General features: G+C 65.5%; 10 protein-coding genes and 2 pseudogenes. 5 read left to right on the top strand and 7 right to left on the bottom strand.

The genetic code is table 11. The features are described 5' to 3' along the window. Positions 1 to 17 precede the first annotated feature (17 nt). Positions 18 to 1,019 carry a glycosyltransferase gene (locus tag BVC93_RS09095; protein WP_192860240.1) on the top strand — a complete coding sequence of 334 codons (1,002 nt, stop codon included), beginning with the start codon at positions 18 to 20 and terminating at the stop codon, positions 1,017 to 1,019. Here BVC93_RS09095 and BVC93_RS09090 read toward each other — a convergent pair. Further along, on the bottom strand, positions 1,012 to 2,931 hold the full coding sequence (locus tag BVC93_RS09090; protein ID WP_083736875.1) for a hypothetical protein: 1,920 nt from the start codon (positions 2,929 to 2,931) through the stop codon (positions 1,012 to 1,014). The genes BVC93_RS09095 and BVC93_RS09090 overlap by 8 nt on opposite strands. A gap of 309 nt (positions 2,932 to 3,240) precedes the next feature. Between BVC93_RS09090 and BVC93_RS09085 the strand changes: the two genes are divergently transcribed. Genes BVC93_RS09085 through BVC93_RS09070 form a run of 4 tightly spaced genes read left to right on the top strand, consistent with a single transcriptional unit; the run spans position 3,241 to position 8,215 of the window. Beyond that, the gene (locus BVC93_RS09085; protein ID WP_192860239.1) at positions 3,241 to 4,530 is read left to right on the top strand and encodes a polysaccharide biosynthesis tyrosine autokinase; all 1,290 of its coding nucleotides are present in this window, start codon (positions 3,241 to 3,243) and stop codon (positions 4,528 to 4,530) included. Positions 4,531 to 4,533: 3 nt separating this feature from the next. Then, positions 4,534 to 5,805 (top strand): O-antigen ligase family protein, encoded by a 1,272-nt coding sequence (locus BVC93_RS09080; protein ID WP_083736874.1) that lies wholly within the window; start codon positions 4,534 to 4,536, stop codon positions 5,803 to 5,805. Then, positions 5,802 to 6,719, top strand: a complete 918-nt coding sequence (locus BVC93_RS09075; protein WP_192860238.1) for a glycosyltransferase family 2 protein — start codon at positions 5,802 to 5,804, stop codon at positions 6,717 to 6,719. Before BVC93_RS09080 ends, BVC93_RS09075 begins: the two co-directional genes overlap by 4 nt. Next, positions 6,719 to 8,215 (top strand): flippase, encoded by a 1,497-nt coding sequence (locus tag BVC93_RS09070; RefSeq protein WP_192860237.1) that lies wholly within the window; start codon positions 6,719 to 6,721, stop codon positions 8,213 to 8,215. The genes BVC93_RS09075 and BVC93_RS09070 overlap by 1 nt, the downstream gene beginning before the upstream one ends. Here the strand turns inward: BVC93_RS09070 and BVC93_RS09065 are convergent. From BVC93_RS09065 to BVC93_RS09045, 6 genes and pseudogenes are all read right to left on the bottom strand, one after another. Then, positions 8,208 to 9,230 carry a GH39 family glycosyl hydrolase gene (locus tag BVC93_RS09065; protein WP_083740922.1) on the bottom strand — a complete coding sequence of 341 codons (1,023 nt, stop codon included), beginning with the start codon at positions 9,228 to 9,230 and terminating at the stop codon, positions 8,208 to 8,210. The genes BVC93_RS09070 and BVC93_RS09065 overlap by 8 nt on opposite strands. Before the next feature lie 34 nt (positions 9,231 to 9,264). Beyond that, positions 9,265 to 10,146 (bottom strand): glycosyltransferase family 2 protein, encoded by an 882-nt coding sequence (locus tag BVC93_RS09060; protein ID WP_083736871.1) that lies wholly within the window; start codon positions 10,144 to 10,146, stop codon positions 9,265 to 9,267. After that, entirely contained in the window at positions 10,143 to 11,120 is a 978-nt protein-coding gene (locus tag BVC93_RS09055; protein ID WP_083736870.1) for an NAD-dependent epimerase/dehydratase family protein, read from the bottom strand. The genes BVC93_RS09060 and BVC93_RS09055 overlap by 4 nt, the downstream gene beginning before the upstream one ends. A 1-nt stretch (position 11,121) precedes the next feature. After that, a pseudogene (locus BVC93_RS34730) lies at positions 11,122 to 11,678 on the bottom strand (glycosyltransferase). A gap of 66 nt (positions 11,679 to 11,744) precedes the next feature. Then, positions 11,745 to 12,137, bottom strand: a pseudogene (locus BVC93_RS34725) (glycosyltransferase family 4 protein); the annotation flags it as partial. A 316-nt stretch (positions 12,138 to 12,453) separates the two neighbouring features. After that, a complete protein-coding gene (locus BVC93_RS09045) occupies positions 12,454 to 13,587 on the bottom strand; it encodes a glycosyltransferase family 4 protein (protein WP_083736869.1) in 1,134 nt (377 codons plus the stop codon). Positions 13,588 to 13,626 lie beyond the last annotated feature (39 nt).

The following is a 13,626-nucleotide window of genomic DNA, read 5'->3' as shown; positions in this document are numbered from 1 at the left end:
TCCGGATGGGGAGGCCCGTGAGAATCGCGCACATCGGTCCTGCCGCACTGCCGGTCGGTTACGCATTCGGCGCAGCGGTCGAGCGGCGCATGATCGACCTCGCGGTGGCACAACAGGAGCGCGGCGATGACGTTCTGGTCATCTCGGCCGCGTTGCGAACTGCAGAGCCCCGCCCACCCGGACCGGCGCGCGAACTGCGGGTCATCGATATCGCGTGCCGGCTGGAACAACCGCTGGGTGACATGGAGCTGGCGCTGCGTGCGCGTGCCCCGCTCTTCGTGTTCGACGCCGACGTCATCCACGTCCACAACAGCTTCACCGCCGCCGTGTGTCTGGCCGGGGTTGGCGGCGCGAAGGTACTCAGCTTCGACCACTTCATGTTTCGCGGCTCCGAGCGACCGCTGGTGAAGGCCGTGTACCGGCGGGCGCTGAGATCGTTCGACTTGCTGATGCCGACTTCGGAGTTCAGTGCACGTGCCGCCGCCGAGTACTGGTCGATGCCCCTGACGCACTATCGGGTGCTTCACAGCGGTGTGAACGTCGAGCGGTTCTACTGCGACGACACCGGGGGCCGCCGCACTCCCGACGGGCAGCTGGTGATCGGCTACCTTGGGCCTCTGGATGATCAAGCTGAGGCCGAAATCCTGCGCGGAGCATTGCAATTGGTCAAAACAATGCATCCGCAAGCAACTCTTGTGGTGGCGGACCCGACAGTGGGAGTGGACGTCTGGGACATGGTGCGGTCCTTCGACGTCTGCGTCATTGCGAACCGTCAGGAACGTGAAATTGCTGCTGCGCAGTTACTTTCGGCGGGCACGTCAGTGGTGTGCTGTGACCGTGGAAGCCTGCGTGGTGGATCACCCGGTGATGCGGCAGCGTTGGCCGAGGAACTCATCGCGCTGTGTGATGAGCGTTCTTGCCTGGCCAGAGTGGCGGCCGCTCCTGCGGAGGCCAGGCCCTTCACCTGGGACGCGGTTGCCGAGCAGGCAGACGGGTTCTACCGCGAGTTGCTCAGCTGACAGTGGGCCCGCGTCTGCGTCGCACCCATATCACGGTCGCGATGACGGCAATGGCCACCGCCACGGCTGCACCCGCGCCCCAGAGAATCTTCGGGTCCGTCGTCACCTGTGGGGCAGCAGGCGGCTCGAAGACCGCGGTGACATCGCGGATGGTCACATTGGTCGGGATGCCGGAGGGACCAGCTGCCAGTACGTCACCGGTGAGAGATGACCAGCCGCCGTCGGATCTGCTGATCCTGTCCATCAGGGGATCCACCAATGACCAGTCGCCAGTGGTGGTCACCAGGATCACCGAGCGGTTGCGCTGTCCGTCGGAGAATGCCTGGATCGAGCCCAGACCACCGATGCCGGCCCGCAGTTCCGTGGGCAGCGCGATGTCGACGGCTCCGTCACCGGCAAGAATCGGTGGGTTCAGCGACGTCTGGGCGATCGCGTCCGATGCCGCCACGATCAGCGCACCGGTGGTGGCATCGGCGGCTGTCGCCAGGTCGACCACCTGCGGTGTCAGTGGGGCGCTGGTGAGCCGGGCGATGGACGCGATCACTCGCGCGGCATATGCGAGCTGATCGTCACCGCTGCCGTCCAACGCCACCAGGAAGCTGGGGCTGAACTCCGAGGGCACGGCGCCGAATCCGCCCAGCGGGGGGCCGCCGCGGTGCATCGTCAGCGTCGAGCGGGGATCGACCTGGAAGGTGATGGGAGCGATCAGCGGGCCGCACACCACGTCAGGGGTGTAGGTGAGGGCGAAGTCGAGATTGAGCCATTGGCCCAGGGCTGGGCCGTCCACGTCGAAGGTCGCGTCGAGGTGACCCGACGAGTCGAGGACGGCGCGATACACCACGATCCCGTTGGAACGGATCATCACACTGGCGGTGTTGTTGCCGGGCACCGGCGTGTAGTCGGCGATCAGGTGGACCTGCACACCCGAGATGCGCCCGGTTCCCAGCGCTGAGCGGTCGGTGCCCACCGACATGGAACCGGTGCGTAGCACCTCGGTGGTGCCACTGATGTTCAACTGGCTGAACGTCAGGACGTCACCGGTGAGCGTGGAATCCGCCCCGGCCTGGTCCACACGTGTCGTCGCCGTCTGCACCAGCGTCTGCAGTTGGGTCACCAGTAGCGAGACCTGCGTGGTCAGTTCGTCGCCGTTGCCGGAAACCCGAAGGTAGGCCCCTGGTGTCGCGGCGTTCTCGACGCTCATGCCCGCAGGGCCGCCGGCCTCCACCACGATCGCGCGCGCCAACTCGCCGGCCGGTGGTGGCGGCAATCCCCGGCGAACGGAATCCACGGTGATGGTCAGAGGCTGCGGGTGATAGAGCCGCGTCAAGGCCGACACCAGCGTCAGCACGGCCTGCTGTTCGCCGGTGTCGGCGTCGGCAGGCGTGTAGATCACAACCCGCTCGAGCACCGGCGGGAAGAACGTCGCAATGGTGTCCGCGGGCGCCGCGGTCCCGGCGAAGACCGTGGACAGATTGCTGAGCATGACCTGTTGCAGAGGGCCGCAGAACCTGTCGGCATTGTCGAGGGTGCGCACAGTGAAGGACAGCTCCACCGAGGAGGACCTGACGGGCGCGGCCGAGATGTCGACGTCGAGAGGTGTGGCGGGTTGTGTCACTGGCGGCAGTTCCACGGTGCCGAGCAGTTCCCCGTCCGCATTGTCGATCTCGAGGTACCCGGCGGTGATGTTCATCGGCGCGTTGATGGTGCCGCGCAGTCGCACAGCGTCGAGGCCCTCGGGCACCTGCACGGTGAAGGTCGAGGTGGAGTTCGGGCTCAGGTACATCTCGGGTTCCAGGCCGAGGGTGGTCCAGTCCAGGCTCACGCCGGCCACCTCGGGCTGACCGGCATCACCGGGTTCGGCGTGCGCGGACCCCGCCAGCGGGATCACCCATGCCAGCAACACGACCGGCACGAGCGCACACGCCCTGTTCCTAAGTTGCTGCGGTATCAGTGAAGACAGGGAACTGACCGGGTGCACGCTGTGTCACTTTCGAGTGTCCGAGAATCGTAGAACCGACAGGGCTGGGACTATACCGGCGGAGTTGCGGGTTGACGCGCTAATGGTCTGTCGCGGTCGCGGCGAAATCGTAATGTTGCCAACGAAGTGCACCGAGCCTTTGTTGAGCAAGCAGCAGTGACACCCGTCGGCTACCTTGGCGTGCACCCGGTTGTGGGATAGCGTGACGCTCACACTTGGTGCCTCGGCGATGAAGGGTCGCACTTGACTGTCCATGACTTCGCGCAGATTTTGCGCACCCGGTGGAAGTCGATCTGTGCGATCACTGCCGTAGCGATTCTCGGTGCGCTCGCGTATTCGTTCGTCATCACTCCGCAGTACGAGGCCACGACGCGACTCTTTGTGGCCACCACCTCCGATGGCACCAACAGCGAGACCTACGACGGCGGACTGTTCGCCGAGCGTCGGGTGCTCTCCTACACCGAGCTGTTGATGGGCGAGATCATCGCGCAGCGCACCATCGACAAACTCGGCCTCGACATGTCCGCCGCCGATCTCCAGGACGAGATCGAAGCCAGCGTGCCTGCCGACACCGTCCTCATCGATGTCACCGTGACGGACGCGTCGGCCACCAGGGCACGAGACATCGCCAACACGATGGCTGACGAGTTCGTGGTCATGGCGGCCGAGCTGGAAACTCCCGAACTCGGTGCCACGCCCAACGCCAGGGTGATCGTGCAACAGCGCGCGGAGATTCCCGACAGTCCGGTGAACGCGGCGGCCACCAGGAACCTCGCCATCGCCGCGGTCATGGGACTTCTTGCGGGTGTGGTTGTCGCGTTCGTCCGCGACCGCCTCGACGACTCGGTGCGAGATGCGGCGGGGCTGGAGAAGGCGACGGGTGTGGGCCTGCTCGCAGATGTCCCGTTCACCACGGACCAGGGCGCGACGTCGGATGCCTACCGTGACCTCCGGATCAACCTCGGCTTTCTCGAAGTGACCGATGGACCCAGGGTGCTGGTGATAACCAGTTGTGTACCGGGCGAAGGACGCACGACGGTGGCGGTGAACCTCGCACGGTCACTGGCCGAGGCGGGCCACAGTGTGGTGCTGGTCGACGCCGACCTGCGACGCCCGTCGGTGGCCTCGGTTCTGGGGCTTGGCGGGCAGCGTGGGCTCAGTGCGGTGCTGACCGGCGAAGCGCAGCTGGACGAGGCGCTTGAGAAAACCTCGGGGCTACATGTGTTGTCAGCGGGTGCGGTGCCCCCCAACCCCACCGATCTGATCGAATCTCGCACTGCCGCCGACGTTCTGAAGGAGCTGAGCGGGCAGTTCGACTATGTGGTGGTGGATTCACCGTCCCTACTGGTTGCCGACGCCGCGTTACTGGCCTCCAGAGCTGCGGGGGTCGTGCTGGTGGCCCGATTCGGCCGCACCACCCGTAAGCAGATCGGCGACGCCGTCCACCGACTCAAGCGCGCGGGAGCTCCGCTGCTCGGTGGGGTCCTGGCGATGACGCCACCGAAGAAACGGCCCCAGGCGCACGGGTCGTGACCAATGGCCTTCGTACCGGCGCCGCCTCGCGTAATCCACTCGACAGCAACTGATTTCCGGCTGCTGGACCGCGCGTTCGCGGCGTTGGTCATCGGATCGATCGCGCTGGTGGTGACCCCGGACCTGATCACGTATCTGACCGTCGAGCACCAGCCGATCCTCCCACCGGGTGAGGCCACCACCTCGGCCGATCTCCCCATGGCACAACTGGCCAGCCTGGGCGGCTCGGCACTGCTGCTGGTGTTGACCACCGTCGTGGTCGCCATGCGCGGCCACCCCAATCGTGACATCAGCGGTGTTCTCATCGCTCTGCTCGCGGTGAACATGCCCTACGTCATCAGCCCGGAGTTGCCGCCGACCGCCGATTATCCGAAGATCCTGCTGGCCAATATCTTTGTGCTGGCGCTGTGGAACATCGGCGCTCCGGTCTCCGGGCTGCGATGGGTGCCGTACACGGTCGCGGTGCTCTCGGTCTACTCGCTGATTGTCGGGGTGCTGATACCCGAGTACGCGATGTACAACGTCGTCTCCGAAAAGGCCATCATCCTGGGCTGGGAGTTGGCCGGCCCGTTCGGGCACGCGAATGTCCTCGGGATGTACTGCGCCGTGGCGTTTTCGCTGACGCCGTTGATCACCGAGCGCCGCCTACGGTTGCTCACCGCAGCAATCCTGTTCGTGACCATGCTGGCCGCAGCGTCCAGGACGGCGCTGATCGCCGCGATGCTGGTGGTGATGTGGTGGCTGTTCTGCTGGCTGCGCTCCGCGGTTTCGGTCCGCCTCGCAGGCACAGTTCTGGTGGGCGCAAGTGCCGCAGCGATGTTCGTGTTCCCGTTCGTGGCCTGGGACCCTGCCGCGTTCACCGAGCGAGCTCATGTCTGGGCGGAGAGCCTGAAGATCTGGCAGCAGTCCCCGGTGGTCGGGATGGGAGTCAACTGGTTCCTCAACGATGCCCAGGAGTACGCGAACATCGCCAAGTGGGCGTACGTGGGAACCGGGCACAACATGGTGGTCGACACCCTGGTGAAATCCGGCCTCCTGGGTCTGGCCACGCTGGTTCCGTTGCTACTGGGGGCAGTCCTTGCCACCCGTGCGCTGAAGGTGACCAGCCAGCAGATCGCCTGTTTCGGATTCCTGACGGCGTTCTTCGTCGCAGCCACCACGGAGGCCGTGTGGGCATTGCTGCCCAACCTGCAGCTCTTTCCGATCAGCGGGCTGATTTTCGCTGTGCTGGTCCTCAACAGAGGTGGCGACGAGGCCAGGGAAGGATTGCTGTGATCTCCGAACCGACGACCGCCACGCCCACGGTCAGCGTCGTCATCCCCACCATCGGGCGGGCCAGTCTGCGCGCAGCGGTGGAATCCGCCCTGCAACAGACGGTCCCGCCGCTCGAGGTGATCGTGGTTCTCGACGCGGACTGCGAACCGGACCTACCTGACTCGACCGCGGTGAGGGTGGTCAAGACGCCGGGACGGGTGGGCCCCAGCCTGGCCAAACACCTGGGGATCGAGTCCGCCACCGGTGACGTCGTCGCGCTCCTCGACGACGACGACGTATGGCGGCAGGACAAACTCGCGATCCAGCTGGCGGCTGCGCCTGCGGGGGACCACTGGGTGGTCGCGTCCCGATTCCGGGTGCACATCGACGGCCGGGAACCCATCGTCGGACCGCGTACCCCGATCACACGCAACGAGGGGATAGCGGCATATCTTTTCGAACTGCGTCAGTCTCAGGGGTTCAACATGGTTCAGACCTCCACGCTGGTCTTTCCCCGGACGCTGGTGACGGCGGTGCCCATGTCGGTGGCGGCCGGATCCATTCACGACGATCCGAAATGGCTCATGGAGGTTCGCCGCGCTTTCCCCGACCTGCCCATCATCCAGGTCGGCGAACCGCTGGTCGACATCATGTGGGGCACGGCGTCCCTGTCGCGCTCGGGTACCGATCACAGCAAGGAGTTGATCGCCTGGGGGATCCGCGAACTCGCCGGCGAATCACCGCGGGTCCGTGGGGACTACATGCTGACCTCCGCGGTGGGCTCGGCGTTGGGAGCCGGATCATTTCGTGGTGTCGCAGGCGCCATCGTGACGGGGGCGCGGTTCGGCAGACCGGGGGCGCTCGCGTGGGCCAGCGCCGCGAAATCGTTGTTACGGCTGGGCCGGGGGCGGCTGAAAGCCGTCGCAAAACGCTGATGTCGCCTTCGTTCGCGCGCAACACGCTCCTTGGCTTCTCCTCCGGGGCGATGGTGGCGCTCGCGGGCTTCATCGGCAACGCGATCACTGCTCGGCTGCTGGGTCCCGACAACCTGGGTGTCTTCGCCTACGTGGTGTTCTGCGTGACGATCGCCTCGATCATCGCGAGTCTGGGAATCGGTGTCGTGCAACAGCGCTTCATCCCGAACCTGCGTGCTGAGGGCCGCGACGACGAAGCGGACGGGCTGACCGGTTGTGTGACCCGGCTGTCGTTGTGGGCCACCATCGTGGGCGCCGTGATCTTGTTCGCCTATCTTCACTGGCCTGGACGTGATGCCCTGGCCGGACCGTCGCAGACCACGCAGACGGTGATCATCGCGTTGGCGCTGGTGTGGTTCCTGTTCTGGCGGATGGCCGAGGTGTACCAGTTCTACCTACGCGGTGAACAGCGCTTCGGGGAACTGGCGCGGCTATCGGCGATCTCGGCACTGCTCAAGCTCGGGGTGATCGCGGTGGGTGCCTGGCTGTTCGGGATACCCGGCGCGCTGGCCGGATTCATCGCGGGCAACCTACTGCCGGCCTCCCGCATTCACCGGCTGCTGCGATTCAGACCGTTTGTCGGGGATGCGCTGCGGGGCAATGTCGTGCGCTTTGCCGCTGCCAGTTGGGCCACCGGAGTGCTCGGCGGGCTGGTGTTCGGGCGCACCGAGATCCTGTTCCTCGAGCACTACACCGGCATCGGTGCTGTGGGAATGTTCGCCGCGGCTGTCACCGTGGCCGAGATGGCGGTGCAGCTGCCTCCGATGCTGCTTTCGGCGTTGTTGCCGCGGTTCAGTGAACAGCACGGTCTGGGCGCCCAGGACGATATGCGCCGGTTGTACCGGACAATGACGGCCCTGATCGCGATGCTGATCGTGCCGCTGTGCCTCGGCCTGGCCGCCGTGGCACCTGCGCTGGTGCCGCTGTTGTTCGGTGCCGACTTCACCGACTCGGTTCCGGTGGCGTCGGTGCTCCTGGTTGCCGCCGCGGTCAGCAGCCTCGGCGTCACCACCTTCTACCTGTTGCAGAGCATCGGCAAGACGGGTTTCCTGCTGATGTCCAACGGGCTCGGTCTGGTAGGCACCATCGTGTTGGGCTTCCTACTGGTGCCGCAGTTCGGACTGATCGGCGCGGCATGGTCGCGCGCAGTGGTCCAGGTGTTCGTGGTCATGATCGAAACCTGGTATGTGACAAGCAAACTGAAGATCTATCCGCCGTACAAGGCCCTCGGCCTGATCGCCGTCGCCGCAGTGACCCAAGGTGCGGTGGCATACGGCATCTGCCGTGAACTCGGTGGTGCGGCGTCGCTGTTGGTCGCCATCCCCGCCGCGGTACTGACCTATCTGGTGGCACTCCGGGTGCTGTCGGTGATGCGCGTCATCGACCCGGGACTGCGGAACAGGATCATCGACAAGGCCCCGGGCCGCGTCAGGCCGGTGCTGTCGCGCCTCATGTAGCTGCGTCCATCAATGCCACCGCCGCGGGTTTGGGCGACAGGTCCTCACGTAACACACCGAAGTTCTGTTCGGTGTCGGTCGGATCGGTTCCCCCGTCGGCCAGTTCGTAGTAGATGAGGGGGCCCGCCCAGTCCCAGCGCTGCATCTGCTGGCGGGCCTGCATCAGTGTCTCGGCCTGTACCTGCTCGGACACCGAATGCGGTCCGCTACCGGTAGGGGCGCCGTACTCGGTGATCCAGATCTTCTTTGCACCGTCGCCGTGGCTGTCCATCACGGCGCGCAGTGCGGGTAGATCGGCGAACCCGCCGCTCATCCGCTGCGGAGTTTGCATGGGGAGTTCGGGAAAACTGTACGGGTGCACAGCGATTGCATCGGCACGGCGTGCCGCACCGTTGGCGTAGAGCTGCTCGAGGTAATCCCCGGGTGCGATCTCGCGGCCGGGTACCTCGAACTGTGGGCCGAGGCCTCCGATGAGGATGGTGGCTTGCGGGTCCACTCCCTGTATCGCGTCGGCAGCCACCCAGAACACCGTGCCGTACTCGTTGACGTCAGGCTGTGGCGGCCAGAACTTGGTGGTGTTGGGTTCGTTCCAGATCTCCCAGCTGTGCACACCGCGCGACGCGTACCGCTGGGCGGCGGCCCGCGCGAAATCGGCCCAGTCCGAGAGCTGTTGTGGCCGCAGATGATGGGCGATCGTGGCGTCGTCCACAGACCCCGAACGTGCCCACTCAGGGGTGAATGCCAACACCAGAAGCATCTTCATTTCTCTGGCGCCGGCCGCGTCCACCACCATGTCGGGGTAGGACCAGTCGAGTCGGCCTTGCTTGCGTTCGACCACGGACCAGTCGATGTCCATCCGCACCCAGGTCACGTCCATCGCCGCCATGAGGTCGAACTTGCGAGCGACGGTGGTGCTGTCCGCGTCGCGGACATGCACAGTCATGCCGATCTCGGATTCTGGACCAGATGATTGACACGACACCGTGGACAGTCCGATCAGAACCACCAGCGTCATCCGCAGCACTCGTCGGCGGATGTTCAATCGCGTCTCACCGCAGTACCGCACGATGGTCGCCCCCGGAGAACGGTCTTCCCAGCAGTCCTTCGGTGCGGCCGATGAAGAGTGCCCAAGCATCCCGCACGGTGAACTTGTCGGGATTACGCAGCGGCATCAGCAGAGCGGCCAGCAGGTGGGCAAACCGGTACCAGAGTGGATATCGCCAGGTGCGCAGCACATTTCCCGCGCCCCTGCCGTAGTTGCGCAGTTTGCGGCGCCGCTCCTGTGGTGGCAGATGCGCGAACTCCGTCTGGGCCTTGACCACGATGTCGCCCACCCACTCGATCGCGAAGCCGTCGAGTTCGGCGAGCCGCAGCAGCAGGTCGGGCCCCTCGCCCGACTGCCAGGGGCTGTCGGAACCCGAACCCCGCATCGGATCGTAGCCACCTACCTTCAGGTAATCGGCGCGACGGTACAGCGTCGCGGGCTCCATGGCTCCCCAGGCTGTTCGTTTGGTCAGTGGGGAACCGGCCGGCGGCAACGGATTTCGCGGCCCCTCGCGATCCGCGAGCTGTACTGCGACCACGGTGCGTTCCGGGGTGCAGTACGGGACCAGACGCTCGAAGAAGTCTGGATCGACGCGGCTGGTGTCGTTGGGGAACCAGGCCCAGTCGACGTCGTCTCCCAGGGCCTCGGCGGCGGTGTTACGACCGTTTGATACTCCGCGCGGACTGATCGCGGTCCGGAGGGTGAGCGCGGCGGCGAACCGGTGCAGCAGCTCCTGGAGGCCGGGATCGTCGTCGGCACCGTGATGGGCGATCACGACAACGTGCGGCGGCTGAGACTGCGCGGCCAGATCGTCGAGCAGGGAGCCCAGTTCGTCCCATCGTCCGACTGTCGTGATGCCGACCCCGAAGCTGGGGGAGCCGGTCACGTCAAGCGGCCGTGCAGTGTCGGCAGGAACTCCGGGTCGGCCCAGGTGCGCTTGAGGGTCTCGTCCAGTTGGTGTACCGGCCGCCAGCCGAAGATCTCACCGATCCGGGTGATGTCGCTGCCCAGGTAGGGCCGGTCGACGGCGCGGGCACGGGCGGGATCTTGCCGCACGCTGAACTCGATGCCCAGTACCGCACGCATGCGCTTGAGGATCTCGTCCACCGAATATTGTTGTCCGCTACCGAGGTTGACCACCTCACAGGCCACACCGTCGCGATTGGTGCCCAACGCCGCCGCGGCAAAACCGGCCGCGGCATCCAGCACGTCGATGTAGTCACGCTTGGGCCAGGTGTTGCCCAGGGCTATGGACTCGGGACCCTCGCGCAGCTGGGCGACGATTGCCGGCAGCAGATGAGGGTTGGTCTCCCCGGGGCCGATGACGTTGAAGAGGCGAACGATGGCCGCCGGAATGCCACGCTCCTCGGCGAAGATCCGGACGTACTGCTCACCCTGCAGCTTGGTGAAGCCGTAGATGTCGGCTGGCTGGAGCTCGCTCTCGTATTCCTGGTGAGGCTGCTCGTCGGGCTTGTACACAGCACCGCTGCTGGCGAACACGAACCGCACCCCCGGCGGGCAGGACGCCAGCAGGTTTATGGTGCCGGTAACGTTGGTGGACACGGCATTCGACGGATCCGAGTCGCATTCGGGGATGTAGTGGATGGCCGCCAGGTGGACGATCACATCGGGCTTGAAGTACTCGATGAGCGAGCGGGTGGCGGCCGCATCGCGGATATCGACGCGGTGGAACCGAAAGTCGGAGGCCTCGAGTGTCAGCCAGTCGGGCGCTCCGTAGCGCAGCAGGTCTGCCACCAGCACGTCGGCCTGCGGACTGAGCGCGCGCACCAACTCTCGCCCGACGAAGCCCGCGCCTCCCGTGACCATGATCCTCTTGCGGACGTTCTCTGCTTCCGACATGTCATTGCCCTCCGTTGACTTCGTGTGCTCGGATCTCCAGCTCGCGGGCGATACCTGACCAGTCGAGCGCCTTGGCGCCGTCCTGCCCGGCCTGGGAGAAGACGTCCCACTGGGATCGGGTGGCCAGTAGGGCGTCGGCGAAAGCACCGGGGTCGGTGGCACACACCACTCCGGCTCCGTACTGTGCGACAACATCTTTCGCGCCGTTCTCCGGGAAGTCGGCCGTGACCACCGGCAGCCCGCTGGCCATGGCCTCGGCGATTACCCGGGGAAGCCTTCGCGCTGGCTCGACATGCCGAGGACCGCGGCTCGCGACAGCAGGTCGATCTTCTGTTCCTCGCTGACCGACCCCAACACCTGGATGCGGGAGGCGAGTGGAGACCGTTTTGCGTAATCCTGGACATCGGCTCTGGAGGGGCCGTCACCGGCGATCACCAGATCGCCGGTGAAACCGCGTTCGGCCGCCAGCGTGAAGGCGTCGATGAGCAGCTGCAGGTTCTTGTGCGGTGCCACGCGTCCCACGTACAGCGCGCCGGAGCGCTCGGCTGGATCGGCCATCCGGTAGCGGCTGAGCTCGATACCACTGGGCAGCACGCCGCAGTCGCGCCCGGACTGTTCGGTGATAGCCATGGCCACGGCATTACTGACGGCGAAGTTGGAACCGACGAGCAGCGGAAGACGTTTCTGCGCCTGGGTCAGAATCGGATCTTCGCGGATTTCGCACCAGTGGATTGCGGTGCGCGCCCGTAGGTTCCGCGGCATGGCAGGAACATGCAGAAGTGGCCACTGGTTGAGCAGGTGGAAATCGTATCTTCCCGCAGTCACCTGGCGGCGAATCCAGCTGCTGTACTTCGCCACCGCACCCCAGTTGCGCCGAAGCGCGGGCACTCGCGGTGTCAGGTAGGTGTTGCTCAGCGGATTGCGTTGCAGCCGCACGCCGTTGATGGTCTCGGCGACGGGCAGGCTGGTGTCATGGCCGATGCAGAAGACGTCCACCGAATGACCGCGGCGCACCATCGCCTCGGCGAGCTCTTGAAAGAACACCTCTTGGCCGCCGAGGTTCGGGTAGTAGAGCTCGGTGAGAAAGGCGAATCGCATTCGATGGCCCCAGTCGCTCTCTTTCGTATGTGCGGTCCTGGCGAAGTATAGCGCAGCTGAACACATTTGGCGTTGCTAATGCCCTCCGTGGTCGCGGCACGGTGCTGCTATCTCAGCAAAAAGGTGGCGGTCGCGGCAGTGGGCGATCATGGCATTGTGCGGGCTCTTTTGTGCTGATTGCCATCAGCTGCGCGGGCTTCTCGGCAAACCGTATTCGGTCAACGGCGACAGCTCGTCACACGTTCGTCGAGTCTTCGCTGGCGAGTGCGGCGACGATGGTGTCGGCAGCCGCGGTGACGTTGATGCGTTGCTGACGGGTCCGGACGTGCGTCGCACCTCGTGCCGCAAGGTCTCCTCTGGCCCGGTCGTCGGTGCAGAACTCCCTCAACAGGCGCGCCAGCTCGCCCACGTCATGCGGATCGAAGTACTCGGCACCCTCGCCGCAGGTTTCGCGCAGTGACGGGATGCTCGAGCACAACACGGCGGTACCCGAAGCCATGGCTTCCAGTGGCGGCAGTCCTGCGCCCTCGTTGAACGACGGCATCACCAGCAGGTCCGCCCCGGCAACCAGGGCGTGCAGCGCACCGAAGTCCAGCCGGCTGACTATCTGCACCCGGTCGCCCAATGCGGTGGCCTGCTCTTGCACCCGGCTGTCGAGTGTCCGCACCGACGCGCCGCTGCCGGCGATCATCAACCGGTGTGGAATCGATTGCTGCACTTGGGAGTATGCCTGCAGCAGGGACAGGACGTTCTTGTGCCGTTTGACGTTTCCGAGGTAGAGCATATAGGGGCCCGGCACCGGCGACAGGGCCGGGTCCGCCGGGGCGAGCCAGCTGTCGCTGACCGGAATCGGGGTGACGACGAATTGTGTGGACGCGACGTACTTCGCCAGCGCGTCCGCCGAGGCCTGCGACGGAGTGAAGATCGTGTGCGACCGACGTGCGTCGGCTTCGAGCATGGTGCGCGCGTACAGGCGGCGAGCCCGGCTCATCCCGCTGATGTGTTCCGGAAGCAGGTAGTTGTCGTCATGCACCGTGGCGAAGCCGAGAATTTTGCGGTGCCGTGGACGCAGCAAGGTGAACGGGTGAGGGAAATGTGGGGTCCAGAACGATCTGGGCCGCACGGTGCTGACGGCGTGATCCCAAGCGCGCTGCTCGCCCAGAGAGAACATCGGGGCGTCAGAAGGTTCGGAGAACACGACCTCGGTGTCTGTCGACACCGCGGGAACATTGTCGCGGTCGGCCAAGACGGCCAACTTCCGGCCGTGCCGGCCCAGGACCTCTTCAAGGGACGGGATCTGGACCCCGATGTATGTGCCGATGCCGCTCTGATCGATGTGCCTGACGTCGAAGAGGAGGTCAGGCCGCATAGACGGGAAGGCTACCGGCACAGACCCGACGGCGGGAAC

Source organism: Mycobacterium sp. MS1601 (genome assembly GCF_001984215.1).
GTDB lineage: Bacteria > Actinomycetota > Actinomycetes > Mycobacteriales > Mycobacteriaceae > Mycobacterium.
Note: the sequence above shows the minus strand (reverse complement) of the source record. Positions and strands in the feature narration are given on the sequence as shown.

Bases quoted from the DNA above. Each gene is read 5' to 3' on its own strand.
- BVC93_RS09080 (WP_083736874.1), top strand. From the start codon at position 4,534: ATGGCCTTCGTACCGGCGCCGCCTCGCGTAATCCACTCGACAGCAACT.
- BVC93_RS09070 (WP_192860237.1), top strand. From the start codon at position 6,719: ATGTCGCCTTCGTTCGCGCGCAACACGCTCCTTGGCTTCTCCTCCGGG.
- BVC93_RS09065 (WP_083740922.1), bottom strand. From the start codon at position 9,230: ATGACGCTGGTGGTTCTGATCGGACTGTCCACGGTGTCGTGTCAATCA.
- BVC93_RS09055 (WP_083736870.1), bottom strand. From the start codon at position 11,120: ATGTCGGAAGCAGAGAACGTCCGCAAGAGGATCATGGTCACGGGAGGC.
- BVC93_RS09045 (WP_083736869.1), bottom strand. From the start codon at position 13,587: ATGCGGCCTGACCTCCTCTTCGACGTCAGGCACATCGATCAGAGCGGC.